Origin of the sequence: Granulicatella elegans (genome assembly GCF_020735385.1) — a bacterium.
Classification (GTDB): domain Bacteria; phylum Bacillota; class Bacilli; order Lactobacillales; family Aerococcaceae; genus Granulicatella; species Granulicatella elegans_B.
On sequence record NZ_CP085953.1, the window covers coordinates 234,941 to 257,029 of the forward strand.

General features: G+C 39.5%; 16 protein-coding genes, 23 tRNA genes, 3 rRNA genes and 1 riboswitch. Of the genes, 2 read left to right on the plus strand and 40 right to left on the minus strand.

The window, feature by feature from the left end; all coding sequences use genetic code 11:
- Positions 1–18 precede the first annotated feature (18 nt).
- From pcp to LK443_RS01270, 26 genes are all read right to left on the minus strand, one after another.
- Complete coding sequence (gene pcp / locus LK443_RS01145; RefSeq protein WP_227931811.1) at positions 19–666, minus strand: pyroglutamyl-peptidase I; 648 nt, start codon at positions 664–666, stop codon at positions 19–21.
- 58 nt (positions 667–724) lie between these two features.
- Positions 725–796, minus strand: a tRNA-Glu gene (locus LK443_RS01150).
- Positions 797–810: 14 nt separating this feature from the next.
- A tRNA-Gly gene (locus tag LK443_RS01155) sits at positions 811–881 on the minus strand.
- Between the two features lie 10 nt (positions 882–891).
- Positions 892–964, minus strand: a tRNA-Asp gene (locus tag LK443_RS01160).
- 13 nt (positions 965–977) lie between these two features.
- Positions 978–1,050 (minus strand) — tRNA-Val (locus LK443_RS01165).
- A 5-nt stretch (positions 1,051–1,055) separates the two neighbouring features.
- Positions 1,056–1,127: transfer RNA gene (locus LK443_RS01170), tRNA-Glu, on the minus strand.
- A 15-nt stretch (positions 1,128–1,142) separates the two neighbouring features.
- A tRNA-Ser gene (locus LK443_RS01175) sits at positions 1,143–1,230 on the minus strand.
- 35 nt (positions 1,231–1,265) lie between these two features.
- Positions 1,266–1,339 (minus strand) — tRNA-Ile (locus tag LK443_RS01180).
- A 13-nt stretch (positions 1,340–1,352) separates the two neighbouring features.
- Positions 1,353–1,423, minus strand: a tRNA-Gly gene (locus LK443_RS01185).
- Positions 1,424–1,432: 9 nt separating this feature from the next.
- Positions 1,433–1,505 (minus strand) — tRNA-Phe (locus LK443_RS01190).
- Positions 1,506–1,513: 8 nt separating this feature from the next.
- Positions 1,514–1,586 (minus strand) — tRNA-Asp (locus LK443_RS01195).
- Positions 1,587–1,596: 10 nt separating this feature from the next.
- A tRNA-Met gene (locus tag LK443_RS01200) sits at positions 1,597–1,669 on the minus strand.
- Between the two features lie 12 nt (positions 1,670–1,681).
- Positions 1,682–1,771 (minus strand) — tRNA-Ser (locus LK443_RS01205).
- A 15-nt stretch (positions 1,772–1,786) separates the two neighbouring features.
- Positions 1,787–1,860, minus strand: a tRNA-Ile gene (locus LK443_RS01210).
- 12 nt (positions 1,861–1,872) lie between these two features.
- Positions 1,873–1,946, minus strand: a tRNA-Met gene (locus LK443_RS01215).
- A gap of 18 nt (positions 1,947–1,964) precedes the next feature.
- Positions 1,965–2,037: transfer RNA gene (locus tag LK443_RS01220), tRNA-Ala, on the minus strand.
- Positions 2,038–2,046: 9 nt separating this feature from the next.
- Positions 2,047–2,120 (minus strand) — tRNA-Pro (locus LK443_RS01225).
- A 5-nt stretch (positions 2,121–2,125) separates the two neighbouring features.
- Positions 2,126–2,199 (minus strand) — tRNA-Arg (locus LK443_RS01230).
- Between the two features lie 25 nt (positions 2,200–2,224).
- Positions 2,225–2,310: transfer RNA gene (locus LK443_RS01235), tRNA-Leu, on the minus strand.
- A 25-nt stretch (positions 2,311–2,335) separates the two neighbouring features.
- A tRNA-Gly gene (locus LK443_RS01240) sits at positions 2,336–2,407 on the minus strand.
- Between the two features lie 16 nt (positions 2,408–2,423).
- Positions 2,424–2,496, minus strand: a tRNA-Thr gene (locus LK443_RS01245).
- Between the two features lie 2 nt (positions 2,497–2,498).
- Positions 2,499–2,571, minus strand: a tRNA-Lys gene (locus LK443_RS01250).
- 8 nt (positions 2,572–2,579) lie between these two features.
- A tRNA-Val gene (locus tag LK443_RS01255) sits at positions 2,580–2,652 on the minus strand.
- A 14-nt stretch (positions 2,653–2,666) separates the two neighbouring features.
- Positions 2,667–2,782, minus strand: a 5S ribosomal RNA gene (gene rrf, locus LK443_RS01260).
- Positions 2,783–2,856: 74 nt separating this feature from the next.
- Positions 2,857–5,773 (minus strand): 23S ribosomal RNA (locus LK443_RS01265).
- A gap of 202 nt (positions 5,774–5,975) precedes the next feature.
- Positions 5,976–7,525: ribosomal RNA gene (locus LK443_RS01270) — 16S ribosomal RNA — on the minus strand.
- Together the 16S, 23S and 5S rRNA genes with 22 tRNA genes alongside form the textbook arrangement of a ribosomal RNA operon.
- A 423-nt stretch (positions 7,526–7,948) precedes the next feature.
- Between LK443_RS01270 and LK443_RS01275 the strand changes: the two genes are divergently transcribed.
- Positions 7,949–8,021, plus strand: a tRNA-Thr gene (locus LK443_RS01275).
- A 92-nt stretch (positions 8,022–8,113) separates the two neighbouring features.
- Here the strand turns inward: LK443_RS01275 and pepT are convergent.
- The 14 genes from pepT to thiT form a co-directional block, all read right to left on the minus strand.
- Complete coding sequence (gene pepT / locus LK443_RS01280; protein WP_227931812.1) at positions 8,114–9,346, minus strand: peptidase T; 1,233 nt, start codon at positions 9,344–9,346, stop codon at positions 8,114–8,116.
- Positions 9,346–9,903 (minus strand): transcription termination/antitermination protein NusG, encoded by a 558-nt coding sequence (gene nusG, locus LK443_RS01285; protein ID WP_227931813.1) that lies wholly within the window; start codon positions 9,901–9,903, stop codon positions 9,346–9,348. Before nusG ends, pepT begins: the two co-directional genes overlap by 1 nt.
- 93 nt (positions 9,904–9,996) lie before the next feature.
- Positions 9,997–10,167 carry a preprotein translocase subunit SecE gene (secE, locus tag LK443_RS01290; RefSeq protein WP_227931814.1) on the minus strand — a complete coding sequence of 57 codons (171 nt, stop codon included), beginning with the start codon at positions 10,165–10,167 and terminating at the stop codon, positions 9,997–9,999.
- A 19-nt stretch (positions 10,168–10,186) separates the two neighbouring features.
- Positions 10,187–10,339 (minus strand): 50S ribosomal protein L33, encoded by a 153-nt coding sequence (gene rpmG, locus LK443_RS01295; protein ID WP_006703972.1) that lies wholly within the window; start codon positions 10,337–10,339, stop codon positions 10,187–10,189.
- 74 nt (positions 10,340–10,413) lie between these two features.
- A complete protein-coding gene (gene menA / locus LK443_RS01300; RefSeq protein ID WP_265416423.1) occupies positions 10,414–11,352 on the minus strand; it encodes a 1,4-dihydroxy-2-naphthoate polyprenyltransferase in 939 nt (312 codons plus the stop codon).
- A 1-nt stretch (position 11,353) separates the two neighbouring features.
- Complete coding sequence (locus tag LK443_RS01305; protein ID WP_227931816.1) at positions 11,354–12,454, minus strand: FAD:protein FMN transferase; 1,101 nt, start codon at positions 12,452–12,454, stop codon at positions 11,354–11,356.
- Between the two features lie 128 nt (positions 12,455–12,582).
- Complete coding sequence (locus LK443_RS01310) at positions 12,583–13,107, minus strand: FMN-binding protein (RefSeq protein WP_227931817.1); 525 nt, start codon at positions 13,105–13,107, stop codon at positions 12,583–12,585.
- 233 nt (positions 13,108–13,340) lie between these two features.
- Complete coding sequence (locus tag LK443_RS01315) at positions 13,341–14,318, minus strand: polyprenyl synthetase family protein (RefSeq protein ID WP_227931818.1); 978 nt, start codon at positions 14,316–14,318, stop codon at positions 13,341–13,343.
- Between the two features lie 56 nt (positions 14,319–14,374).
- Positions 14,375–16,291 carry an NAD(P)/FAD-dependent oxidoreductase gene (locus tag LK443_RS01320; protein ID WP_227931819.1) on the minus strand — a complete coding sequence of 639 codons (1,917 nt, stop codon included), beginning with the start codon at positions 16,289–16,291 and terminating at the stop codon, positions 14,375–14,377.
- Positions 16,292–16,419: 128 nt separating this feature from the next.
- On the minus strand, positions 16,420–16,941 hold the full coding sequence (locus LK443_RS01325; protein ID WP_227931820.1) for a Gx transporter family protein: 522 nt from the start codon (positions 16,939–16,941) through the stop codon (positions 16,420–16,422).
- 134 nt (positions 16,942–17,075) lie between these two features.
- A complete protein-coding gene (locus tag LK443_RS01330) occupies positions 17,076–18,377 on the minus strand; it encodes a lipid II:glycine glycyltransferase FemX (protein ID WP_227931821.1) in 1,302 nt (433 codons plus the stop codon).
- A gap of 134 nt (positions 18,378–18,511) precedes the next feature.
- The gene (gene glnA, locus LK443_RS01335) at positions 18,512–19,846 is read right to left on the minus strand and encodes a type I glutamate--ammonia ligase (protein WP_227931822.1); all 1,335 of its coding nucleotides are present in this window, start codon (positions 19,844–19,846) and stop codon (positions 18,512–18,514) included.
- Positions 19,847–19,858: 12 nt separating this feature from the next.
- A complete protein-coding gene (locus tag LK443_RS01340) occupies positions 19,859–20,224 on the minus strand; it encodes a MerR family transcriptional regulator (protein ID WP_227931823.1) in 366 nt (121 codons plus the stop codon).
- 447 nt (positions 20,225–20,671) lie between these two features.
- Complete coding sequence (gene thiT, locus LK443_RS01345; RefSeq protein WP_227931824.1) at positions 20,672–21,223, minus strand: energy-coupled thiamine transporter ThiT; 552 nt, start codon at positions 21,221–21,223, stop codon at positions 20,672–20,674.
- Between the two features lie 41 nt (positions 21,224–21,264).
- A riboswitch (TPP riboswitch) is annotated at positions 21,265–21,359 on the minus strand.
- A gap of 314 nt (positions 21,360–21,673) precedes the next feature.
- Between thiT and merR the strand changes: the two genes are divergently transcribed.
- Entirely contained in the window at positions 21,674–22,066 is a 393-nt protein-coding gene (gene merR / locus LK443_RS01350; protein ID WP_000640387.1) for an Hg(II)-responsive transcriptional regulator, read from the plus strand.
- The last annotated feature ends 23 nt before the right edge of the window (positions 22,067–22,089 follow it).

Genomic DNA, 22,089 nt, shown 5'->3' on the forward strand with positions numbered 1-22,089 from the left:
TCAATCCTGTTTTTTATATTAATGAATTGCTCCACCAATGGTTTTTAAATCCTCTTTATCTTGATAATCAATAACTGTTTCAACACAAAGCGTTAGAGCTTGAACCATTTCTTCTAATTCCATAGAAGGATATTGATTTTTTTCTTTTACTTGTTCAGGTAAGAAAGGTACATGAATAAAGCCAGCTTTTAATAATGGATGATTTTTAGAAGCATAATAAAGTACTTGATACATAATATGATTACATACAAAAGTACCTGCAGTATTTGAAACAGAAGCAGAAAAACCTGACGCAATCATTTTATCCACCATAGCTTTAATAGGTAATGTTGAAAAATAAGCACTTTCTCCATCCTTTTGAATTGGGAAATCAATGGGTTGATTGTCTTCATTATCTGGAATACGTGCATCATCAATATTTATCGCAATACGTTCTGGAGTAATTCCCTGTCTTCCTCCTGCTTGTCCTACACAAATGACAACATCAGGATTGAAACTTTCCATTTCTTTCTTTAATACCTCAAAGGATTTCTGAAATACCGTAGGAATTTGAATTCCTTTTATTTCTGCATTTTTTATTTTTTCTGGAATATGACGAACAACTTCCCAAGAAGGATTAATATTTTCTCCACCAAATGGATCAAAACCTGTTAATAAAATTTTCATTTAACATTCTCCTTTATTTCTATAGATACAAAAAAAGCACTCGTAAGAGTGCTAATGATGACCCGTACGGGACTCGAACCCGTGTTACCGCCGTGAAAGGGCGGTGTCTTAACCGCTTGACCAACGGGCCAAGAAAAAATTTAAAGCGGGTGACGAGAATCGAACTCGCGACAACAGCTTGGAAGGCTGTAGTTTTACCACTAAACTACACCCGCATTCTATAAACGGTCCCGACGGGAATCGAACCCGCGATCTCCTGCGTGACAGGCAGGCATGTTAACCCCTACACCACGGAACCATATTTTAGGGAATGGAGGTTAACGGGATCGAACCGCTGACCCCCTGCTTGTAAGGCAGGTGCTCTCCCAGCTGAGCTAAACCTCCATCTATGACCCGTACGGGACTCGAACCCGTGTTACCGCCGTGAAAGGGCGGTGTCTTAACCGCTTGACCAACGGGCCAGAATTTTAAAAGAACGGAGAAGGAGGGATTTGAACCCTCGCGCCGGTTTCCCGACCTACACCCTTAGCAGGGGCGCCTCTTCAGCCTCTTGAGTACTTCCCCAATATCCAATGCAATATTTCGATAAAAAATATCTATGGGCCTAAATGGACTCGAACCATCGACCTCACGCTTATCAGGCGTGCGCTCTAACCAGCTGAGCTATAGGCCCTTAACTTCCAAAAAGCGGGTGACGAGAATCGAACTCGCGACAACAGCTTGGAAGGCTGTAGTTTTACCACTAAACTACACCCGCATTATATAATGGCTCGGGACAGAATCGAACTGCCGACACTTTGAGCTTCAATCAAATGCTCTACCAACTGAGCTACCGAGCCTAGAATTACGGTCCCGACGGGAATCGAACCCGCGATCTCCTGCGTGACAGGCAGGCATGTTAACCCCTACACCACGGAACCTTGGTAGAAATTGCGGAGGTAGGACTCGAACCTACGACCTTCGGGTTATGAGCCCGACGAGCTGCCAACTGCTCCACCCCGCGATAACATTAGTAAGGAGGATAAGGGATTCGAACCCTTGCACGCTTTTACACGCCTGACGGTTTTCAAGACCGTTCCCTTCAGCCGGACTTGGGTAATCCTCCGTGAATATAGGTCAATGGACCTTGTAGGACTCGAACCTACGACCGGACGGTTATGAGCCGTCTGCTCTAACCACCTGAGCTAAAGGTCCAAGCTCAATTAATAGCGGCGAAGGGGATCGAACCCCCGACCTCCCGGGTATGAACCGGACGCTCTAGCCAGCTGAGCTACACCGCCATAATTATATAATCTTAATGGAGACTAGCGGGATCGAACCGCTGACCTCCTGCGTGCAAAGCAGGCGCTCTCCCAGCTGAGCTAAGCCCCCATAAAAAAATCGGGAATACAGGATTCGAACCTACGACCCCTTGGTCCCAAACCAAGTGCTCTACCAAGCTGAGCTAATTCCCGATATATGCACCCAACAGGAGTCGAACCTGTAACCGCTTGATTCGTAGTCAAGTACTCTATCCAATTGAGCTATGGGTGCAAATTTTATTCAATTATATTGAAAATGCCGAGGGCCGGGGTCGAACCGGCACGGTCATCACTGACCGCAGGATTTTAAGTCCTGTGCGTCTGCCAATTCCGCCACCCCGGCATAGGCCATGGTTTATCATTGGCAAAGCGGAAGACGGGGTTCGAACCCGCGACCCCCACCTTGGCAAGGTGGTGTTCTACCACTGAACTACTTCCGCAATTTATTCGTTTAAATGCCGGCTAAAGGACTTGAACCCTCGACCCTCTGATTACAAATCAGATGCTCTACCAACTGAGCTAAGCCGGCTATGAGTGATACAGGGCTCGAACCTGTGACCCTCTGATTAAAAGTCAGATGCTCTACCAACTGAGCTAATCACTCATGATTCATGGAGGTTAACGGGATCGAACCGCTGACCCCCTGCTTGTAAGGCAGGTGCTCTCCCAGCTGAGCTAAACCTCCATAATATTTGAAAAGCGTGGCAACGTCCTATCCTCACAGGGGGAAACCCCCAACTACTATCGGCGCTAAGAAGCTTAACTTCTGTGTTCGAGATGGGAACAGGTGTATCCTTCTTGCCATCGTCACCACACTTCTCTCTTGAAAAAGCTCTCGCTCTCTCAAAACTGAATCTATATCCAAATTCTTCCTCTTTTACCTTCAACCTTGGTTAAGTCCTCGACCGATTAGTACTAGTCCGCTCCATGCCTCACGGCACTTCCACTTCTAGCCTATCTACCTGTTCGTCTCTCAGGGGTCTTACTCACTTAAAATGATGGGAAATCTCATCTCGAGGGGGGCTTCACGCTTAGATGCTTTCAGCGTTTATCCCGTCCACACATAGCTACCCAGCGATGCTCTTGGCAGAACAACTGGTACACCAGCGGTGTGTCCATCCCGGTCCTCTCGTACTAAGGACAGCTCCTCTCAAATTTCCAACGCCCGCGACGGATAGGGACCGAACTGTCTCACGACGTTCTGAACCCAGCTCGCGTACCGCTTTAATGGGCGAACAGCCCAACCCTTGGGACCGACTTCAGCCCCAGGATGCGATGAGCCGACATCGAGGTGCCAAACCTCCCCGTCGATGTGAACTCTTGGGGGAGATAAGCCTGTTATCCCCAGGGTAGCTTTTATCCGTTGAGCGATGGCCCTTCCATTCGGTACCACCGGATCACTAAGCCCGACTTTCGTCCCTGCTCGACTTGTTGGTCTCGCAGTCAAGCTCCCTTCTGCCTTTACACTCTTCGAATGATTTCCAACCATTCTGAGGGAACCTTTGGGCGCCTCCGTTACACTTTAGGAGGCGACCGCCCCAGTCAAACTGCCCGTCTGACACTGTCTCCCACCTTGCTTCTAGGTGCGGGTTAGAGGGTTCATGTAACAAGGGTAGTATCCCACCATTGCCTCCTTGGAAACTGGCGTTCCCATCTCTTCGGCTCCTACCTATCCTGTACATGTCACACAAACACTCAATATCAAACTACAGTAAAGCTCCATGGGGTCTTTCCGTCCTGTCGCGGGTAACCTGCATCTTCACAGGTACTATAATTTCACCGAGTCTCTCGTTGAGACAGTGCCCAGATCGTTACGCCTTTCGTGCGGGTCGGAACTTACCCGACAAGGAATTTCGCTACCTTAGGACCGTTATAGTTACGGCCGCCGTTTACTGGGGCTTCAATTCAAAGCTTCGCCCTAATGGACTAACCTCTCCTCTTAACCTTCCAGCACCGGGCAGGCGTCAGCCCCTATACGTCATCTTTCGATTTTGCAGAGACCTATGTTTTTGATAAACAGTCGCCTGGGCCTATTCACTGCGGCTGGTATTTCTACCAGCACCCCTTCTCCCGAAGTTACGGGGTCATTTTGCCGAGTTCCTTAACGAGAGTTCGCTCGCTCACCTTAGTGTTCTCCACTCAACTACCTGTGTCGGTTTGCGGTACGGGTTCTGTTAATCTCACTAGAAGCTTTTCTCGGCAGTGTGACGTCAGTTGCTTCGCTACTTTTTTTCGCTCCCCTTCACAGCTTACCCCGTTTGTGACAAGCATTTCACTCATCAGCGGACTCGCTGCTTGGACGTACTTTTCCACTCGTACGCTCAACTTAGCCTCCTGCGTCCCTCCATTGCTCAAACAATTAACAGAAGTACAGGAATATCAACCTGTTATCCATCGACTACGCCTTTCGGCCTCGCCTTAGGTCCCGACTAACCCTGGGAGGACGAGCCTTCCCCAGGAAACCTTAGTCATTCGGTGGACGGGATTCTCACCCGTCTTTCGCTACTCATACCGGCATTCTCACTTCTAAGCGCTCCACATGTCCTTACGGTCATGCTTCTTCGCCCTTAGAACGCTCTCCTACCACTCAGTTATTATCTGAATCCACAGCTTCGGTAATCTGTTTAGCCCCGTTACATTTTCGGCGCAGGGTCACTCGACTAGTGAGCTATTACGCACTCTTTGAATGATGGCTGCTTCTAAGCCAACATCCTAGTTGTCTGTGCAACCCCACATCCTTTTCCACTTAACAGATATTTTGGGACCTTAGCTGGTGGTCTGGGCTGTTTCCCTTTCGACTACGGATCTTATCACTCGCAGTCTGACTCCCGGACATAAATACATGGCATTCGGAGTTTATCTGAATTCGGTAACCCGAGATGGGCCCCTAGTCCAAACAGTGCTCTACCTCCACGATTCTTCATTCCGAGGCTAGCCCTAAAGCTATTTCGGAGAGAACCAGCTATCTCCAAGTTCGATTGGAATTTCTCCGCTACCCACACCTCATCCAAGCACTTTTCAACGTGCCCTGGTTCGGTCCTCCAGTGCGTTTTACCGCACCTTCAACCTGGACATGGGTAGATCACTTGGTTTCGGGTCTACGTCAACATACTCTGCCGCCCTATTCAGACTCGCTTTCGCTACGGCTCCGACTCTTCATCTTAACCTCGCATGTTAACGTAACTCGCCGGTTCATTCTACAAAAGGCACGCCATCACCCATTAACGGGCTCTGACTACTTGTAAGCACACGGTTTCAGGTACTCTTTCACTCCCCTCCCGGGGTTCTTTTCACCTTTCCCTCACGGTACTGGTTCACTATCGGTCACTAGGTAGTATTTAGCCTTGCCAGATGGTCCTGGCGGATTCCGACGGGATTCCTCGTGTCCCGCCGTACTCAGGTGCTCTCTTGTGCCAACTTTCTGTTTTGCATACAGGACTGTCACCTTCTTTGGCCCTGCTTTCCAACAGGGTTCTGCTACAGATTGTCATACACGTTGTTGAAAGTCCTACAACCCCAGTGTGCATGCACACTGGTTTGGGCTCTTCCCGTTTCGCTCGCCGCTACTCAGGAAATCGATTTTTCTTTCTCTTCCTGCGGGTAATGAGATGTTTCAGTTCCCCGCGTCTACCTCGTCATAAGCCTGCGCTTATGCGTAACACCCCATCACGGGTGTTGGGTTCCCCCATTCGGAAATCTCTGGATCTTAGCTTACTTACAGCTCCCCAAAGCATATCGGTGTTCGTTCCGTCCTTCTTCGGCTCCTAGTGCCAAGGCATTCACCGTGCGCCCTTATTCACTTAACCATTATGGTCGCGTTGCTTCTTGTTAAAAAACTCTTTTTCGTTAGATTTCTCTAACTCTCGGTAAATTTTTGGTTTTCATTTGTGATATAGTATTCAGTTTTCAAAGGTCGAGTTGAGAGTTAACCTCTCAAAACTAAACAAAGATTTCAACCTGTAGGGTTCCGTGTTCATCTAACGTCGAAACATTAGATGTTATCCTTAGAAAGGAGGTGATCCAGCCGCACCTTCCGATACGGCTACCTTGTTACGACTTCACCCCAATCATCTATCCCACCTTAGGCGGCTGGCTCCGTAAGGTTACCTCACCGACTTTGGGTGTTACAAACTCTCGTGGTGTGACGGGCGGTGTGTACAAGACCCGGGAACGTATTCACCGCGGCGTGCTGATCCGCGATTACTAGCGATTCCGGCTTCATGTAGGCGAGTTGCAGCCTACAATCCGAACTGAGAATGGCTTTAAGAGATTCGCTTACCCTCGCGAGTTCGCTGCTCGTTGTACCATCCATTGTAGCACGTGTGTAGCCCAAGTCATAAGGGGCATGATGATTTGACGTCATCCCCACCTTCCTCCGGTTTGTCACCGGCAGTCTCACTAGAGTGCCCAACTCAATGCTGGCAACTAGTAATAAGGGTTGCGCTCGTTGCGGGACTTAACCCAACATCTCACGACACGAGCTGACGACAACCATGCACCACCTGTCTCTTTGTCCCCGAAGGGAATGCTCTATCTCTAGAGTGGTCAAAGGATGTCAAGACTTGGTAAGGTTCTTCGCGTTGCTTCGAATTAAACCACATGCTCCACCGCTTGTGCGGGTCCCCGTCAATTCCTTTGAGTTTCAACCTTGCGGTCGTACTCCCCAGGCGGAGTGCTTAATGCGTTAACTGCAGCACTGAAGGGCGGAAACCCTCCAACACTTAGCACTCATCGTTTACGGCGTGGACTACCAGGGTATCTAATCCTGTTTGCTACCCACGCTTTCGAGCCTCAGCGTCAGTTACAGACCAGAGAGTCGCCTTCGCCACTGGTGTTCCTCCATATATCTACGCATTTCACCGCTACACATGGAATTCCACTCTCCTCTTCTGCACTCAAGTCAACCAGTTTCCAATGACCCTCCCCGGTTGAGCCGGGGGCTTTCACATCAGACTTAATTGACCGCCTGCGCTCGCTTTACGCCCAATAAATCCGGACAACGCTTGCCACCTACGTATTACCGCGGCTGCTGGCACGTAGTTAGCCGTGGCTTTCTGGTTAGATACCGTCACACGCATAACAGTTACTCTATGCGCTGTTCTTCTCTAACAACAGAGTTTTACGAACCGAAATCCTTCTTCACTCACGCGGCGTTGCTCCGTCAGACTTGCGTCCATTGCGGAAGATTCCCTACTGCTGCCTCCCGTAGGAGTTTGGGCCGTGTCTCAGTCCCAATGTGGCCGATCACCCTCTCAGGTCGGCTATGCATCACGGCCTTGGTGAGCCGTTACCTCACCAACTAGCTAATGCACCGCGGGTCCATCCATCAGCAGAAGCCGAAGCCTCTTTTCCTTCTTCAGTCATGCGACTAAAGAACCTATGCGGTTTTAGCATCCGTTTCCGAATGTTATCCCCCTCTGATGGGCAGGTTACCCACGTGTTACTCACCCGTTCGCCACTAGATTGACCAATGCAAGCATCGGTCGCTCTCGTTCGACTTGCATGTATTAGGCACGCCGCCAGCGTTCGTCCTGAGCCAGGATCAAACTCTCATGAAAATATATTCATGAGCTTTTGAAAGCTCATTTTAATTACTGACTTATTGTTTTTCTCCTTAGAGAAAAGAAATTGTTGTTTCTTCACTTTTGTGAAGTCCCTACACATTTGGTTTGTCTTCTTTGTTTAGTTTTCAAAGGTCAACGTCGCTTTATCGCGACAACTCCTATATATTATCACAGGTGTTTTTTTCTGTCAACTACTTTTTAAAATTTATTTTAAATTTATTTTTCGCAATCGTTTCAAAGGCGAACGTTCGTTAACAGTGTTTATAATTTACCATAGCTTTTTATTCTTTGCAAGGCTTTTTTGTAACTTTTTTTATATTTTTTGAATATTTTAGTTTTATTCTGCTTAAAACTTTATGTTAACGGTTTTTTACTTATTTACTTCTTTCTTTTAGTGGAGTATACTATATTTGTAAAGCCGAAATAGCTCAGTTGGTAGAGCAACGCACTCGTAACGCGTAGGTCACAGGTTCGATCCCTGCTTTCGGCACTAGATAGAGTTTTTGTTAATTTTTATCAATTCTCAAACCATCTCTATTTCATATTTAAAGCCCTCAGACTTTTTGACCTGAGGGCTATTTTTTATTTGATTACGTTTTGAATAATCGTTAATACAACTTCTTTTGCTTTTTCCATGCTTTCTAATGTAACAAATTCATATTGCCCATGTAAATTTTCTGCACCTGTAAACAAGTTAGGTGTTGGAATTCCTTTAAAGGTAATAATACAACCATCTGTACCTCCTCTAAAAGGTTGGATATCTGGTTCGATTCCACATTGGCGGTATGCTTCTTTTGCTACTTCAACTGAAGTCATATCTTCTTTTAATACTTCATACATATTAAAGTATTCATCATAAATATGGCATTCAATTCTTGGAACATCATAAGTTTTATTTTGTTTTTCTACAATTTTTGCGAAATTTTTCTTACGTTCTTGGAACTTCTCCATAGAATGATCTCGAATAATATATTCCGCTTCTACCATTCCAATATTGCCTGATTGTTTAGTAAGCATATAAAAGCCTTCATACCCACTCGTTCTTTCAGGCACTTCTTGCTCTGGTAATTTTGAAAACAGTTTAGCTGCTTCTGCTAGTGCATTTACCATGACATTTTTTGCTTGACCAGGGTGTACACTTGTACCATTAATTTTCACTACCGCTCTTGCAGCATTAAAAGTTTCATATTCTAATTTTCCGACTATACCACTATCTAATGTATAAGCAAATTGAACCGGCATTCTTTCTGCTTTAAATCGATGGGCGCCTTTCCCAATTTCCTCATCTGGTCCAAAAGCTACCCAAATGTCTCCATGTGGAATTTCTGGGTTATCTAACAAATCGATAGCTGCTTCTACTATTGAAACTAATCCAGCTTTATCATCTGCTCCTAACAATGTTGTCCCATCTGTTGTAATCAGAGTTTGCCCAATATAATTTTTCAAGTTAGGAAATTCTTCTACTCGCATCATCAGCCCTAATTCAGAATTTAACAGAACATCTTCCCCATCATAATTCGAATGAATTTGTGGTTGAATATTTTCCGCATTAAAATCTGCAGTATCGACATGTGCTACAAATCCGATTGCAGGAGCCGTTTTACCTTCTGGTAAATTACTTGGAATACAAGCTACTAAATAAGCATCTTCTAAATCTAAAGAAATATATGAAAATCCTAATTCCTTCAATTCCTGTTTCAACATTTGTAAAAAATCTAACTGACTTTTTGTTGTTGGGACTGCAGATGAGTTTAAATCACTTCTTGTATTAATCTTCGCATATCGTACAAAACGATCTAACAGTCTTTCTCGCATTAGTAAGAGTCATCTTCTTTCACTTGATAGAATTCTAATTCTACAACAGTTTCACGACCAAACATTTCAATTGTTACTTTAACTTTTTGTTTTTCGTCATCGATTTCTGTTACTTTACCGCTCATACCATCAAAGGCACCTTCAGTGATAATAACATAATCTCCAACTTTAACATGCAAATCTACTGGCGCATGAGTTGGCACTCCTAAGCGACCTAATAATGTTTCTACTTCTTCTGGCAATAATGGAGATGGTTTAGAACCCGCTCCGTGAGATCCTACAAATCCTGTAACACCTGGAGTATTTCGTACAACATACCACGCTTGGTCTGACATAATCATTTCAACTAATACATAACCTGGGAAAGTTTTACTTACTATAACTTTTTCCTTTCCATCTTTCACTTCCACTTCTTCATCCTCTGGAACAATTACTCGAAAAATATTTTCTTCCATTCCCATTGAACTAATACGTAATTCAATATTTGATTTCACTTTATTTTCATATCCTGAATAAGTATGTAATACATACCATTCTTTTGCTGCATTACTCATCATAATTCCTCCTAATATTTTTTCATACAAAAAAACCTTCTCACTTGAAGGTTTTTGCTTGTTTTTATTATACCACTATTTTATAACTCTTGCGAATTATTTAATAATTAATTTAAATGCATTTGAAATAGCGAAATCCACCACAGTGAAAAAGCCTAATGCAAGTAATACTGCCATCACAACTGTTAATGTATATTTATTGACTTCTTTACCAGTTGGCCATGTTACTCTCTTCATTTCTTTAACAATATTTACTAAAAAACGCATTCGAAACTGCTCCTCTCGATTATTTAGTTTCTCGATGTAGTGTTTGTTTATTGCAAAACTTACAGAATTTTTTTAATTCTAAACGTTCGACACGTTTATTTTGTCCTAAAGTAAGTGTATAGTTTCTTGAACCACATACACTACATGCCAACGCTGCTTTCTTTTGTGCCATATTTTCACTACTCTCTTTCTTCTACTATATCATATCTATTCAATCATAAAATTCTCAGTGCCAATTGTCAAGCATTAGCGAAAAAATATCACACTAATGACTAATAATAATATTTGCATGACATGAATCATCAATATGTTTTTAATCGCTAATGCAAAAGTTGTTCGTTTCTCTTGTTTTTGAAGGAAGAGTTGAATATTTTTATACACTGGAATTGCAACTACTAAAGTCCCTAGCATTAACATTGGTGCTATTTGTAATACGACTGCTAACAGCATTGCTACAAAACTAATGAAATAGAGGACTTGGTATAATGTTAACGCCGTTGGTTTCCCGATATAATACACTAATGTATAGCGATGATTCGTAATATCTGTCTCTAAATCACATAAATTATTACTTAACATAATATTCGCAATCGTACATACTAATGGCAATGAGAGCAGTGCTACTTTGAAGTGATCTAACAACGATAATCGGACAACTAACATTCCTTGTTCGAATCCCATCCACGCAAAACTTGCTTCTGGAGAGTTTAGGAAAATCACAATCCAAAAAATTCCAAATCCCATAGTCACTCCTGACAACACTTCTCCTAACGGCATCCTCGAAATTGGAATCGGACCAAAAGTATAAAAAATACCAATCACAAAACAAAGTGCGCCCACAAATAATAAAATCACATTCGTTCTCATCACTAAAATGATTCCAATAATCGTTGCAATACCGACTAGAGCAGTAAATATAATGGTTGCCTGTTTCACCGTTAAAGATGATGTTCCAATAATATTTTCTTCTTGGCGGTACGTTTTATTTTTCGCTTTGACATAGTCCATCAAATTATTCATAACGGTCGTTGCCATATCAAAACATAACATTCCAACAAAGAACAACATCATATTCACAGCGTTGCAATTTCCGAATGTCCAAATGGAAAAGAGTAATCCGACCACAAAAGGAATGACACTCGCAATTTTCGTTCTTAACTCTACTAATTCTATAATATCTTTCATATTAATGCGTCCCCTCCCATGTATATTGATCATTCGTTAGTTTAAACGCATTTTTAATAGAATTTGAAACATAGACTTTCTTATCTCGAGTCATGAAGACTGCATCCACATCATCTTTTTGATTGACATATTTCAACCCTTCTTCTACACCGATTGAAAACATTGAAGTTGATAATGCATCTCCTCGTGTAGAACTTGAGACAATAATTGAAACTCCTGCAATGTCATTTTCATATGGATATCCTGTTTTTGGATTTAAAATATGATGATAAGTCTTACCATCTACTTCTAAATAACGTTCATATATCCCAGAAGTTACAATTGTCTTTTCTTTTTCTAAAATCGTTCCTAAAGTTGTACCGCGACTTTCTAGCGGATCTTGCAACCCAACATTCCAAGCTACCCCATCTCGCGCAGGAGAACCACCCATTACAACAATATTTCCTCCTAAATCAAGAACCGCTGTTGTCACACCTTCTTTTTTAAAGAAATTCCATAATTGATCTGCAATGAACCCTTTCGCAATTCCACCTAAATCTAGTAACATTCCTTTTTGAGTTAGAAAGACACTTTTTTCTTCATCATTTAAAACGACATTTTTATAATTCACTAAAGGTAGTGCATCATCAATTTCTTTTTGGGATGGTTTTCTAGCATCTGGGAATCCAATTCTCCATAAGCTTGTTAGAGGACCTACTGTAATATCAAAACTACCATCAAATTCCTCACTATAAGCTAGACCTTGTTTAATGACATCATATACTTCATCGCTGACTACAACCGCATGATCTCCTGCCGCCTCATTAATCACATCTACTTCAGAACCACTCGCATTCACTGTAATTCGAGCTTCCAAATCTTTCACCATTGTAAATGCGCGCGTTAATAATTCTTCAGTATTTGGATGATAAACAGATAACGCTACTGCAGTCCCTAGTAAAAAATCTGTTTTCTTAACAGGAGACTTAATAATTTCTCTAGGTGTTTTCACGGAAGCTGATGAAACAACTTCTACTTTTTGAACTTTCTTTTGTTGGCAACTCACTAATCCAATTGAACTTAAAGCAAGAGTTGTTACCAACAACCATTTATTGATTTTCATATTTCTCTCCTTAAATGTATAAATTCCATTCAAATAGTCTACTAAATTTTTCACAATAACTCAAGCCAAACTCCTGTTTCCCAAAAACAAAAAACCGAGCCTAAGCCCGGTTCATCGTCAAATTGAAATTAGCCTTGAGGTGCTGCCACCTTAATTTCTTTAGTGTCACCTTTTTGAGCTGCTTCAATTAATTTATTTGCATATTCTACAAATGAAGTGTGTGCATGTGTTGCTCCTGCAACTACTTCAACATCTGATGGAGTTTGTTTTTGTACTAAACCAACATTGTATGCTTTGAAGTATTCAGCTGGTCCAACTTTAACTTTATCTTTCATTTGTTTTTCATAAGCTTCATCTTCTGATTTACGTTTGCCATCTTTATTTAAGTTGTCATAATCTGAAGAAGTGATTTTGCCACCTTCAACTACGATTGTAAATTCTACATGCCAACCACGTTTGTCAGTTTCAGATACTAATTTGTAAGTACCATCTTTTAATTCTCCTGAAGCAGTAGATTTTGCTGCTTGAGTAGTTGCTGCTGTTGTAGTTGCAGTAGATGAAGTTGTTGATTTAGAACCTCCACCACATGCAGTTAATACAACTACTGATGATAATAAAACAGCTGCTGTTGCTAATGATTTTTTGATTGTCATTTGATTCATCCTTTTCTATTTAATTTTAGAATTTAGTAAATCCTTTTGGTATTATTATACCATGTTCCATTTTCTTTGCAAACTTAAACTGAAAGAACCATTTATCAGGCCCTATCTTCTACATCTCCCCAAAATTTCTATACGATCGACATCTTCTATTTTCAAGATGCCTCTTATACAATAAAACTCCAATCAACAGTCTATGCCACTATCAATTGGAGTTTATTTTACGATTACATCGTGCGTTCTAATAATTGTTTCGTTAATTGCGTTACTGTTGCCTTCATATCACTTTCAGGCAAACGTTCAATTTGAGACAACGCTTGTTTCGTATATTGCATTGCTAATTGTTGTGCTTTTTGCAGCCCACCAGAATCATGCACTAATTTCCTTAGTACCAATCTTTCTTCTTCAGAAATTTCTTGTTTTTTTTCTAGCAAAGGAATAATCTTTTGAGAGTTATTTTCCATTGCATAAATTAGCGGCGCTGTATAAATCCCTTGCGCAACATCTTCTAGAACAGGTTTTCCAAATTCTTGAGGAGTTACTTGATAATCTAAGATGTCATCTAAAATTTGAAACGCCATGCCAATTTGCTGACCAATTTTCTTTGCTCTGAGTGCATCATCCATTTCTCCTAATGTTGCGCCCATATAACAACTAATCATGAATAACTGGGCTGTCTTTCCCTCAATTCGTTTCAAATATTCTTGAAGTCCTAAATCATAGCGATAACAATTTCTCATTTGAGCTAATTCGCCTTCTAGAACTCGAGCCATACCATTTGTTGGAAGGACAATCCCTTCTAAATCTTTCACATATTCTGATAAGAGTTTATAACAACTCGTTAAAATAAAATCTCCTGCATAAATTGCTACACGATTTCCATAACGAGAGTTAATCGTTTTTTGACCTCTTCTCATATCCGCTTCATCAATCACATCATCATGGAGTAATGTTGCAACATGTAACAGTTCTAACGCCGCTGCAACGGCTCTTACTTGTTGCTGTTTCCCATTGTTACTCCAATTAGCAAATAATGTTAGATACGCTGGACGAATCATTTTCCCACCTTGTTGTAGCATCGTTACAATTGCTTGATGAATAGCTTGATCTTCCATTTCAACACTGTCTAACATTAACTGACGAATAGCTGATAATTCTTGTTTTAAAAACGGGTATTCATTCCACATTGAATGAATCATTTCCATAATTTTTTCTCCAATCACTATAGACAAAAAGCCGGCAAAGCCGACTTTTATCTTATTTAACGTTCTTGTTTATCTGCACCGAAACCATAAATATGTTTCGAAGTTCCATACCACCATTTACCAGCAGTTTTTTGGAACCATGGAATGAAGTAGTAATCTAAACCAAATGCACGTCCTGATCCGTTCATTAAAGCAATAGCTGCTGGGATAAACCACATATTTACCCAGTAGAACATACCTGACAATACAAATGTTGTGACTAATCCAACGGTTACTGCATTGACAATCCACGTTAAGAATCCAGCCATAATTGCTAAACCGATGGCTAATTCTACAAATGACATAATTGTTTGCATAACATGAGCTACTTCAACGTTTGGAATCATGATTTGCATAATTGAAGCAAACCAGTCTGGCATTTTATCTAATACCATCATTGGCTGTTCCCCATATGAATAGTTAAATCCAAATGAAGTTGCTACTTCCGCTACTGTTTGAGTTGCTGCTCCACTTGCTGCTGCTACTGTTTCAGCTGCTCCACTTGCTGCACTTGTTGGTTCAACTAACCAAGGGAATGGGAATGCTAAATGCGTTCCATCAATCCAACTATGTGCACCCCAAAGACCAAAGATTTTCTTCAATCCCTCGATTGTCCACATTCCACCATAGAATAAGCGTAATGGTAATGCCCAAAGAACATTCCCGTAACGAGATAAATGTCCACGGAAGATATTACGACGATCTTTAATGTGGAAGAATTCGTGGAATACATATTGAATGGCATAATATAATGAGAAGATTTCTAAGAAGTATTTGATATTTACTAAATGTTTCATCAACATTGCAAAGAATCCACTCAAGTGATATTTGCCCATTAAGAAGGCTACACCATAATGAGATCCAATTGAAACCATGAATCCATCATATTTCCCTTTATAAGCAACTTTTGCATCATTTTCTACATCTGCAATAATATTTTCCGCTGCTGTATGTCCAGTTTGTTCAGCTGCTTGAACGATTTGTGGAGTTGGACAATTTTCTTTATCAGGTTCTTCATAATAAGCTAAGTCCCCGATAGCATAAATGTATTCTTCTCCATCTACTTGCATGAATTCATTTACGACTAAACGACCTGCACGAGCAGATTTGAATCCAAATACTTCAGATTCAGTATTCGCTTTAACACCAGCTGTCCAGAATAATGAGTAAGTTGGAATAACAGTCCCGTCTACTAAACGAATGCTGTTTTCTTTTACTTCTTCAATTCCGTTGCCTTTAATCACTTTAATGCCACGGCTAGTCATGAATTTCTCAGCTTTAGCAGCATCTTTTTCATCCAACATATTTAAAATCGTTGGAACGGCTTCAACGATGTATAGTGAGAATTCACTTTCATCTAAGTTATATTGTTTTGCTAACACTGGAACCCAGTCCATAATTTCACCGACTAATTCTACCCCAGTAAATCCAGCACCACATACTGTAAATGTTAATAAAGCACGGCGTTTTGGAGTTACATGCTCTTTCGCTGCACGTTCTATACAGTGAATAATGTGTTCGCGCATTTTAATCGCATCTTCCATTGACCATAATGTAAATCCGTGTTCTTTCACACCTTGTACACCAAAGTCATTCGCTTCTCCGCCCATACCGATTACTAAATAATCATATCGGAAAGATTTATAAGTTGTTGATACAACTTTTTTAGTTTTATCTAAGCTTACTACTTTGTCTGTTACTAATTGAACATTTTTTGAACGAGCAAATAATTTTTGTAAATCATATTGAATTGATTCTGGTTCTACACGACCTCCAGCTACTTCATGTAACTCCGTCATGTATGTTAAATATGGATGTTTGTCAATTAATGTAATTGTAACATCTTTATCTTTTCTGAAATGACGTGATAATTTCTTCGTTGCTGCTACTCCTGCAAATCCTGCACCGATAACAACAATATTTTTTTTCGTCATTAGAAATCCCCTCTCATTTTATAAATTTTTCACTTAAGCATTATAGTATAAAATCCATGTTTTGTCTAATTTATTTTTAACTTTTCATAAATTTTTATAAATTTTCACAAATTTACATTTCCTGTTTTTCACGATAATTTTTTTAATATCTTCACATGATTTAATGCATAATTTGCCGCAATCCCAATCGCAATACCTGCAAAAATTCCTACAATCGACATGGCTGGTAAATATAAAAGTACTGTCCAAGATTTTGCGATAAAACTCGCAATCACTAATTGCCCAAAATTATGTAAGATTCCTCCTGTCGCACTCACACCAATCAGACTCACACGTTTTGGACCTAATTGTTTAATCAGTAACATTCCTAACAAACTAAACGTAGCACCAGCACTACTGTACAATAAAGTAGAGAAAGTCCCCCCTAACAAAGCTGCTAATAATGTTCTGAGTAACACTACTAATACCACTTCTTGTAAGGACAATGTATATAAACCGATGACCGTAATGATATTCGCAACTCCTAATTTAGCTCCTGGTGCAAACGCAAAAGGAAAAGGAATCGCTTGTTCTAGCAAACTCAAAATAATTCCTTGAGCTGTTAATAACGAAATAAATAACATTTTTTTCAACGTTAAATTTTGTTTCATTTATCTACCTCCTCTCTTCAAACTCGTCTTATAATTGTACCATAACTCTCAAAAATCTTAAAAAGATATCTAAAACCGAACACGAAAATGCCCCAAAAGCAGCTTTTATTCTTACTTTTGGGGCAGTACGCCAGTTATGAACGACGCATCAATAAATTTCTCTTCCATTCCATCACTTTTGGTGCAACATCTTGGAATATTGTAAACCAAAAGCGATTAATCGGTAAATCAAATTCTCCAATATACTCGACTAATATTGGGGCAAAAGACTGTTTGAATTTTGTAATACCCGTATGATCTTCCGCATTACTTGAAACACCAAACATATCATAGTGGCGAATACCTTTTTCATCATACAGTTGTTGCATAATCCATGTTTGCAAAGCTTTATTTGCATTTAAGCCTGCATCATCTGTAATATTCGCTCCATATAAATAATACGCCGTTTCTTTATACGTTGCGACAAATGCACCGCTTAAGACTTTTCCATTTGGATATTCTTTACATAACGCTTCTAACTCAACCACTTCTTGTTCATATTTTGAAATATTTTTCAACAAGCTTTCTCTTTGATTCAATAAATTAGCTCTCTTTTTCTCATTTTGAGTACTTTCAACTTGTGACGCAATTTTTTCCACCTCTGCTTTGGCTTGGTGAATTCTATTTTCTGTTGATTCTTTTGCGACATGATAATCAATTTTTGCAAAATATAAATCCATCATATCGTGAGTATGTAATGTTTCATAAATCGTTGTTAAATACTCTTTACTTCTCGCAATATATTGATCACGCTCAGCAGTAATACGATTTAACACTTCATAATCATCAATATCTTCGATACTCCCTTTATAACAAACAACTCCACGTTTTTGTGCCATTGTGACTTTATATCTTTCCTTAGAAGAGAAAGTGTCTAAAATCCCTTTCCCTTTATCTTCCAGTTCAACAATCATCGTCATTCTTGGTTGAATGCCATCAAAACCTAAATCTAGTGGCTGACTTACAAATCCTGATTCTAACAATAATTGACGAACGGATTCTTGATTGATTCCATCTTCTACAATTGAAAAGTCATTGCATCGTTCTCTCCACATAATTTCTGGGTCAATTTTCAACCCAAACACTCGTTTTTGTTTTAAATAAGCCTTCAAAGCTTGAATCACTTCTTTAAATTGTTCTGCATGATGATAATCCGTCACAATTCCTCTAGGAGCATACGCTAAATATCTTTTCACAACAGGAAGGGCACGATATAAAATCATCGTCGCTGCAACTGGTTCATCTTGATCATTCATCACAAAAAGAATGTCATTACTCCATTCTCCTCTTGTTTTCACTTCTCCCCATTCCGGAGTTTGAAAAAGAGTACAATTTCCTTGAGTTTGTAAAAACTCATGATATTCTGCAATAGAATTTCTCATATCTTTAATATACATCTCTAACTTCCTCTCACGTGTTGTCATTAAATAGTATGACACTTATATAGTGGATTGTCAAAAAATGTTGGAAGGGATGTTGTTGAATTTTTCCTTATAAAAAAACCGAGCTTTCGCTCGGCTTTTCTCATCTATTAAAACAGTTTTAAATATTGATCTAATTCCCATTGTGTGACTTGTGAACGATACGCTGCCCATTCGAATTTTTTCGCTTCTACAAAGTTGCTGTAAATATGTCCACCTAATGCATCTTTTACAACTGTGTCAGCTTTCAAGCAATCAATTGCTTCTGCTAAACTACTTGGAAGATCATCAATTCCTACTTCTTTTCTTTCAGCTGTTGTCATTGCATAAATATTGCGATCAACTGGATCAGGAACTGGTAATTTTTCACGAATTCCTTCTAAACCAGCACGTAAAATAGCTGCCATTGCTAAATAAGGATTTGCCACTGGATCCACACTTCTTAATTCGATACGAGTAGAAAGTCCTCTTGCTTCAGGAATACGAATTAATGGAGAACGGTTTTGAGCTGACCATGCAATATATACAGGCGCTTCATATCCTGGCACTAAACGTTTATAAGAGTTGACTGTAGGATTACAAATCGCTGTTAAAGCTTTCGCATGTTTCATAACACCTGCAATGAAATAACGACAACTATCACTTACTCCATGTTCATCCGTTGGGTCATAGAAAGCATTATTCCCTTCTTTATCAAATAATGATAAATTGAAGTGCATTCCACTTCCTGCAATTCCAAACACTGGTTTTGGCATAAAGGTTGCATGCAATCCATGTTTGCGTGCAATTGTTTTGACGACTAATTTAAAGGTTTGAATATTATCACAGGCTGCTACTGCAGGAGCATATTTCCAGTCAATTTCATGTTGACCTGGTGCTACTTCATGGTGACTGGCTTCAATGTCAAATCCAATTTTTTCTAATTCTAGTACAATTTCACGACGACATTCTTCTCCTAAATCGACTGGAGCTAAATCGAAGTAACTTCCTTGGTCATTTCCTTCAAGCGTTGGTTCTCCATTTTCATCTAATTTGAATAAGAAGAACTCTGGCTCTGGTCCTAAGTTAAAATTAGAAAATCCTAAGTCTTCCATTTCTTCTAAAATACGTTTTAAGTTTGAACGTGGATCTCCCGCAAATGGTGTTCCATCTGGTTTATATACATCACAAATTAATCGCGCGATTGTTCCGTGTTTACTACTCCATGGAAATACAACCCACGTATCTAAATCAGGATATAAGTACATATCACTTTCTTCAATACGAACAAAACCTTCAATAGATGAACCATCGAACATCATTTTATTCGATAATACTTTTTTTAATTGAGTAATTGGCACTTCCACATTTTTAATCGTTCCTAAAATATCCGTAAAAATCAAACGTAAATAGCGAACGTCCATTTCCTCAACTTGTTTTAAAATTTCTTCTTGTGTGATTGTCATCTTTCTCCACCCCTATAGTAATTTCTCTTGTCCAGATAATCTTCCAATATGCATAATTTCGTTATATAAAATTCGTCGAACGTCTTCATCCGTTAAACCATCATTTGATGAAGGTTTTTCTAACGGATTCTTTTTCACATTCGAATAAATTTTTTGAATCGCAACAATGGTCAATCCATCTGCCAAGTAGTCTTTGATTTCTAATAATCGATCTACATCGTTTAACGAATACATTCTACGATTAGTGTCTGAACGTTCCGGTGAAACTAAACGTTGTTCTTCATAGTAGCGAATTTGTCTTGCTGTTAAATCCGTTAATTTCATGACTGTTCCTATTGGAAACACTGCTAAAGAACGTCGTAATTCCTTTTCTCCCATCGTCAAACACCTCTCTTATCCTATATGATAGCTGTATTGTAAAAATAACGCACATAAAAGTCAAGGATTCTCTTACTTTTTATGTTATATTTTCTAACATGATTTTCTTTTCAATAAAAAAGACTAGGTTTCCCCATCCTTTCCATTTCGTTATTAGTTTTCAGTTCCCAAAACTTCTTTAATTAATGCTAATTTTGCCCATTGTTATTCTTCAGTTAAGATATTTCCTTCTTCAGTGGAAGCAAATCCACATTGAGTACTTAATGATAATCTCTCTAATGGAATATATTGGATCGCTTCTCTAACTAACGTAATGACATTGTAACTGACGGATCCGTTATTTTCACACACTAATTTAATATCGATATCTATAGTTTTTAACTATGTTAAAATGCTAAAAAAACTCTTATAGAACATCCATTCTACAAGAGTCTTTCTATATGCAACTTATTTTTCTTTATAAATTTTTGGAGATTTCAATAATAAAATTGCTACCACAATTGTTACAATGAGCGTTTGCAATCCAGCAACTCCATTAACAGTGAAAGAATACCAATATGGAGATACTCCTTCTGGTGCATATTTCCCCCAGAATAAAAATCCTGCTACAAAATGCCAAAAATAGCGAATACCAACACCGATGATCGAAGAAATAAAAATATAAACAATTGCTAACGCTTGTTTTTCACTACGAATAGCAGATTGGAATTGATGATGAAGTAATCCAGCAAATCCCATCACTCCAAACGCAACAATATATTCTAAAAGTACTTGAGAGAATGACAAGTAAACAACTTTTCCAAGCACAAAATGTAAGATTCCCCACACTAGACCTGAAAATAGCGCTGGATACAATCCTCTACGCAACGCGAACACTACTAAAACAATCGCACCAAACGATGGAGAAAACCATCCCATAAAATGAGGAATAAATGATAACGCCATCGCTAAAGCTGCAACAATTGCTCCCTCCACCCATGCAATTCTTTTGATTGACATAAAAAAGCCTCCTTGTTTTTTTACAAAGAGACCCTGTTGCAGACAATAATTCATACAATCCCTACGCACGTATTAACGTAACAGGTTCTAAGAGTTTGTAAACACATCTCAGCCAACGGCACCTCTTTGTATCTTTTTTTGAAATATGAATTTAGTATACGCCCTTATAAAGATAGTTTCAACACTGATTTCTTCATAAACAGTCTATTTTCTTGAAATTTCCTTAATTTTTATAGGTCTTCGGAATATATAGTGGAATTACTTTCTTAATAGTTTAAAAACAACTGGTGTTTAAATCGGATTTTCTGGTGGGATGTTAGGATAATCAATAGTATTATATAAAAGTATCAATCACATACGAGTGATACTTTAGGAAAAAAATAAAATAGTCCAATTTACTTGACCGTGTACTATGGTACATGGTTTATAATATTCAGGGGGTGAAATAAGATGATTTATCGCATTAGTGAGTTTGCAGATAAATGTGGAGTTAATAAAGAAACGATCAGATATTACGAGCGAAAAAATTTATTACAAGAACCTCACCGAACGGAAGCTGGTTATCGGATATATTCATATGATGACGTTAAGCGTGTTGGGTTTATTAAACGAATACAGGAACTTGGTTTCTCTTTAAGCGAGATTTATAAATTACTTGGTGTTGTAGATAAAGATGAAGTTCGTTGTCAAGATATGTTCGAATTTGTTTCTAAAAAACAAAAGGAAGTGCAAAAACAAATAGAGGATTTAAAACGAATTGAAACTATGTTAGACGACTTAAAACAACGATGTCCAGATGAAAAGAAATTACATTCGTGTCCAATAATAGAAACATTAACATGAGAGATTAATTAACGAAAGGAGCT

Coding starts and splice junctions, on each gene's coding strand:
- LK443_RS01305 (WP_227931816.1), bottom strand. CDS start 12,454: ATGAAAATCAATAAATGGTTGTTGGTAACAACTCTTGCTTTAAGTTCA.
- pcp (WP_227931811.1), bottom strand. CDS start 666: ATGAAAATTTTATTAACAGGTTTTGATCCATTTGGTGGAGAAAATATT.
- pepT (WP_227931812.1), bottom strand. CDS start 9,346: ATGCGAGAAAGACTGTTAGATCGTTTTGTACGATATGCGAAGATTAAT.
- LK443_RS01320 (WP_227931819.1), bottom strand. CDS start 16,291: ATGACGAAAAAAAATATTGTTGTTATCGGTGCAGGATTTGCAGGAGTA.
- LK443_RS01330 (WP_227931821.1), bottom strand. CDS start 18,377: ATGTATATTAAAGATATGAGAAATTCTATTGCAGAATATCATGAGTTT.
- LK443_RS01340 (WP_227931823.1), bottom strand. CDS start 20,224: ATGGGAGAAAAGGAATTACGACGTTCTTTAGCAGTGTTTCCAATAGGA.
- secE (WP_227931814.1), bottom strand. CDS start 10,167: ATGCGTTTTTTAGTAAATATTGTTAAAGAAATGAAGAGAGTAACATGG.
- thiT (WP_227931824.1), bottom strand. CDS start 21,223: ATGTCAATCAAAAGAATTGCATGGGTGGAGGGAGCAATTGTTGCAGCT.
- rpmG (WP_006703972.1), bottom strand. CDS start 10,339: ATGGCACAAAAGAAAGCAGCGTTGGCATGTAGTGTATGTGGTTCAAGA.
- nusG (WP_227931813.1), bottom strand. CDS start 9,903: ATGATGAGTAATGCAGCAAAAGAATGGTATGTATTACATACTTATTCA.
- LK443_RS01310 (WP_227931817.1), bottom strand. CDS start 13,107: ATGACAATCAAAAAATCATTAGCAACAGCAGCTGTTTTATTATCATCA.
- menA (WP_265416423.1), bottom strand. CDS start 11,352: ATGAAAGATATTATAGAATTAGTAGAGTTAAGAACGAAAATTGCGAGT.
- LK443_RS01315 (WP_227931818.1), bottom strand. CDS start 14,318: ATGGAAATGATTCATTCAATGTGGAATGAATACCCGTTTTTAAAACAA.
- LK443_RS01325 (WP_227931820.1), bottom strand. CDS start 16,941: ATGAAACAAAATTTAACGTTGAAAAAAATGTTATTTATTTCGTTATTA.
- glnA (WP_227931822.1), bottom strand. CDS start 19,846: ATGACAATCACACAAGAAGAAATTTTAAAACAAGTTGAGGAAATGGAC.
- merR (WP_000640387.1), top strand. CDS start 21,674: ATGATTTATCGCATTAGTGAGTTTGCAGATAAATGTGGAGTTAATAAA.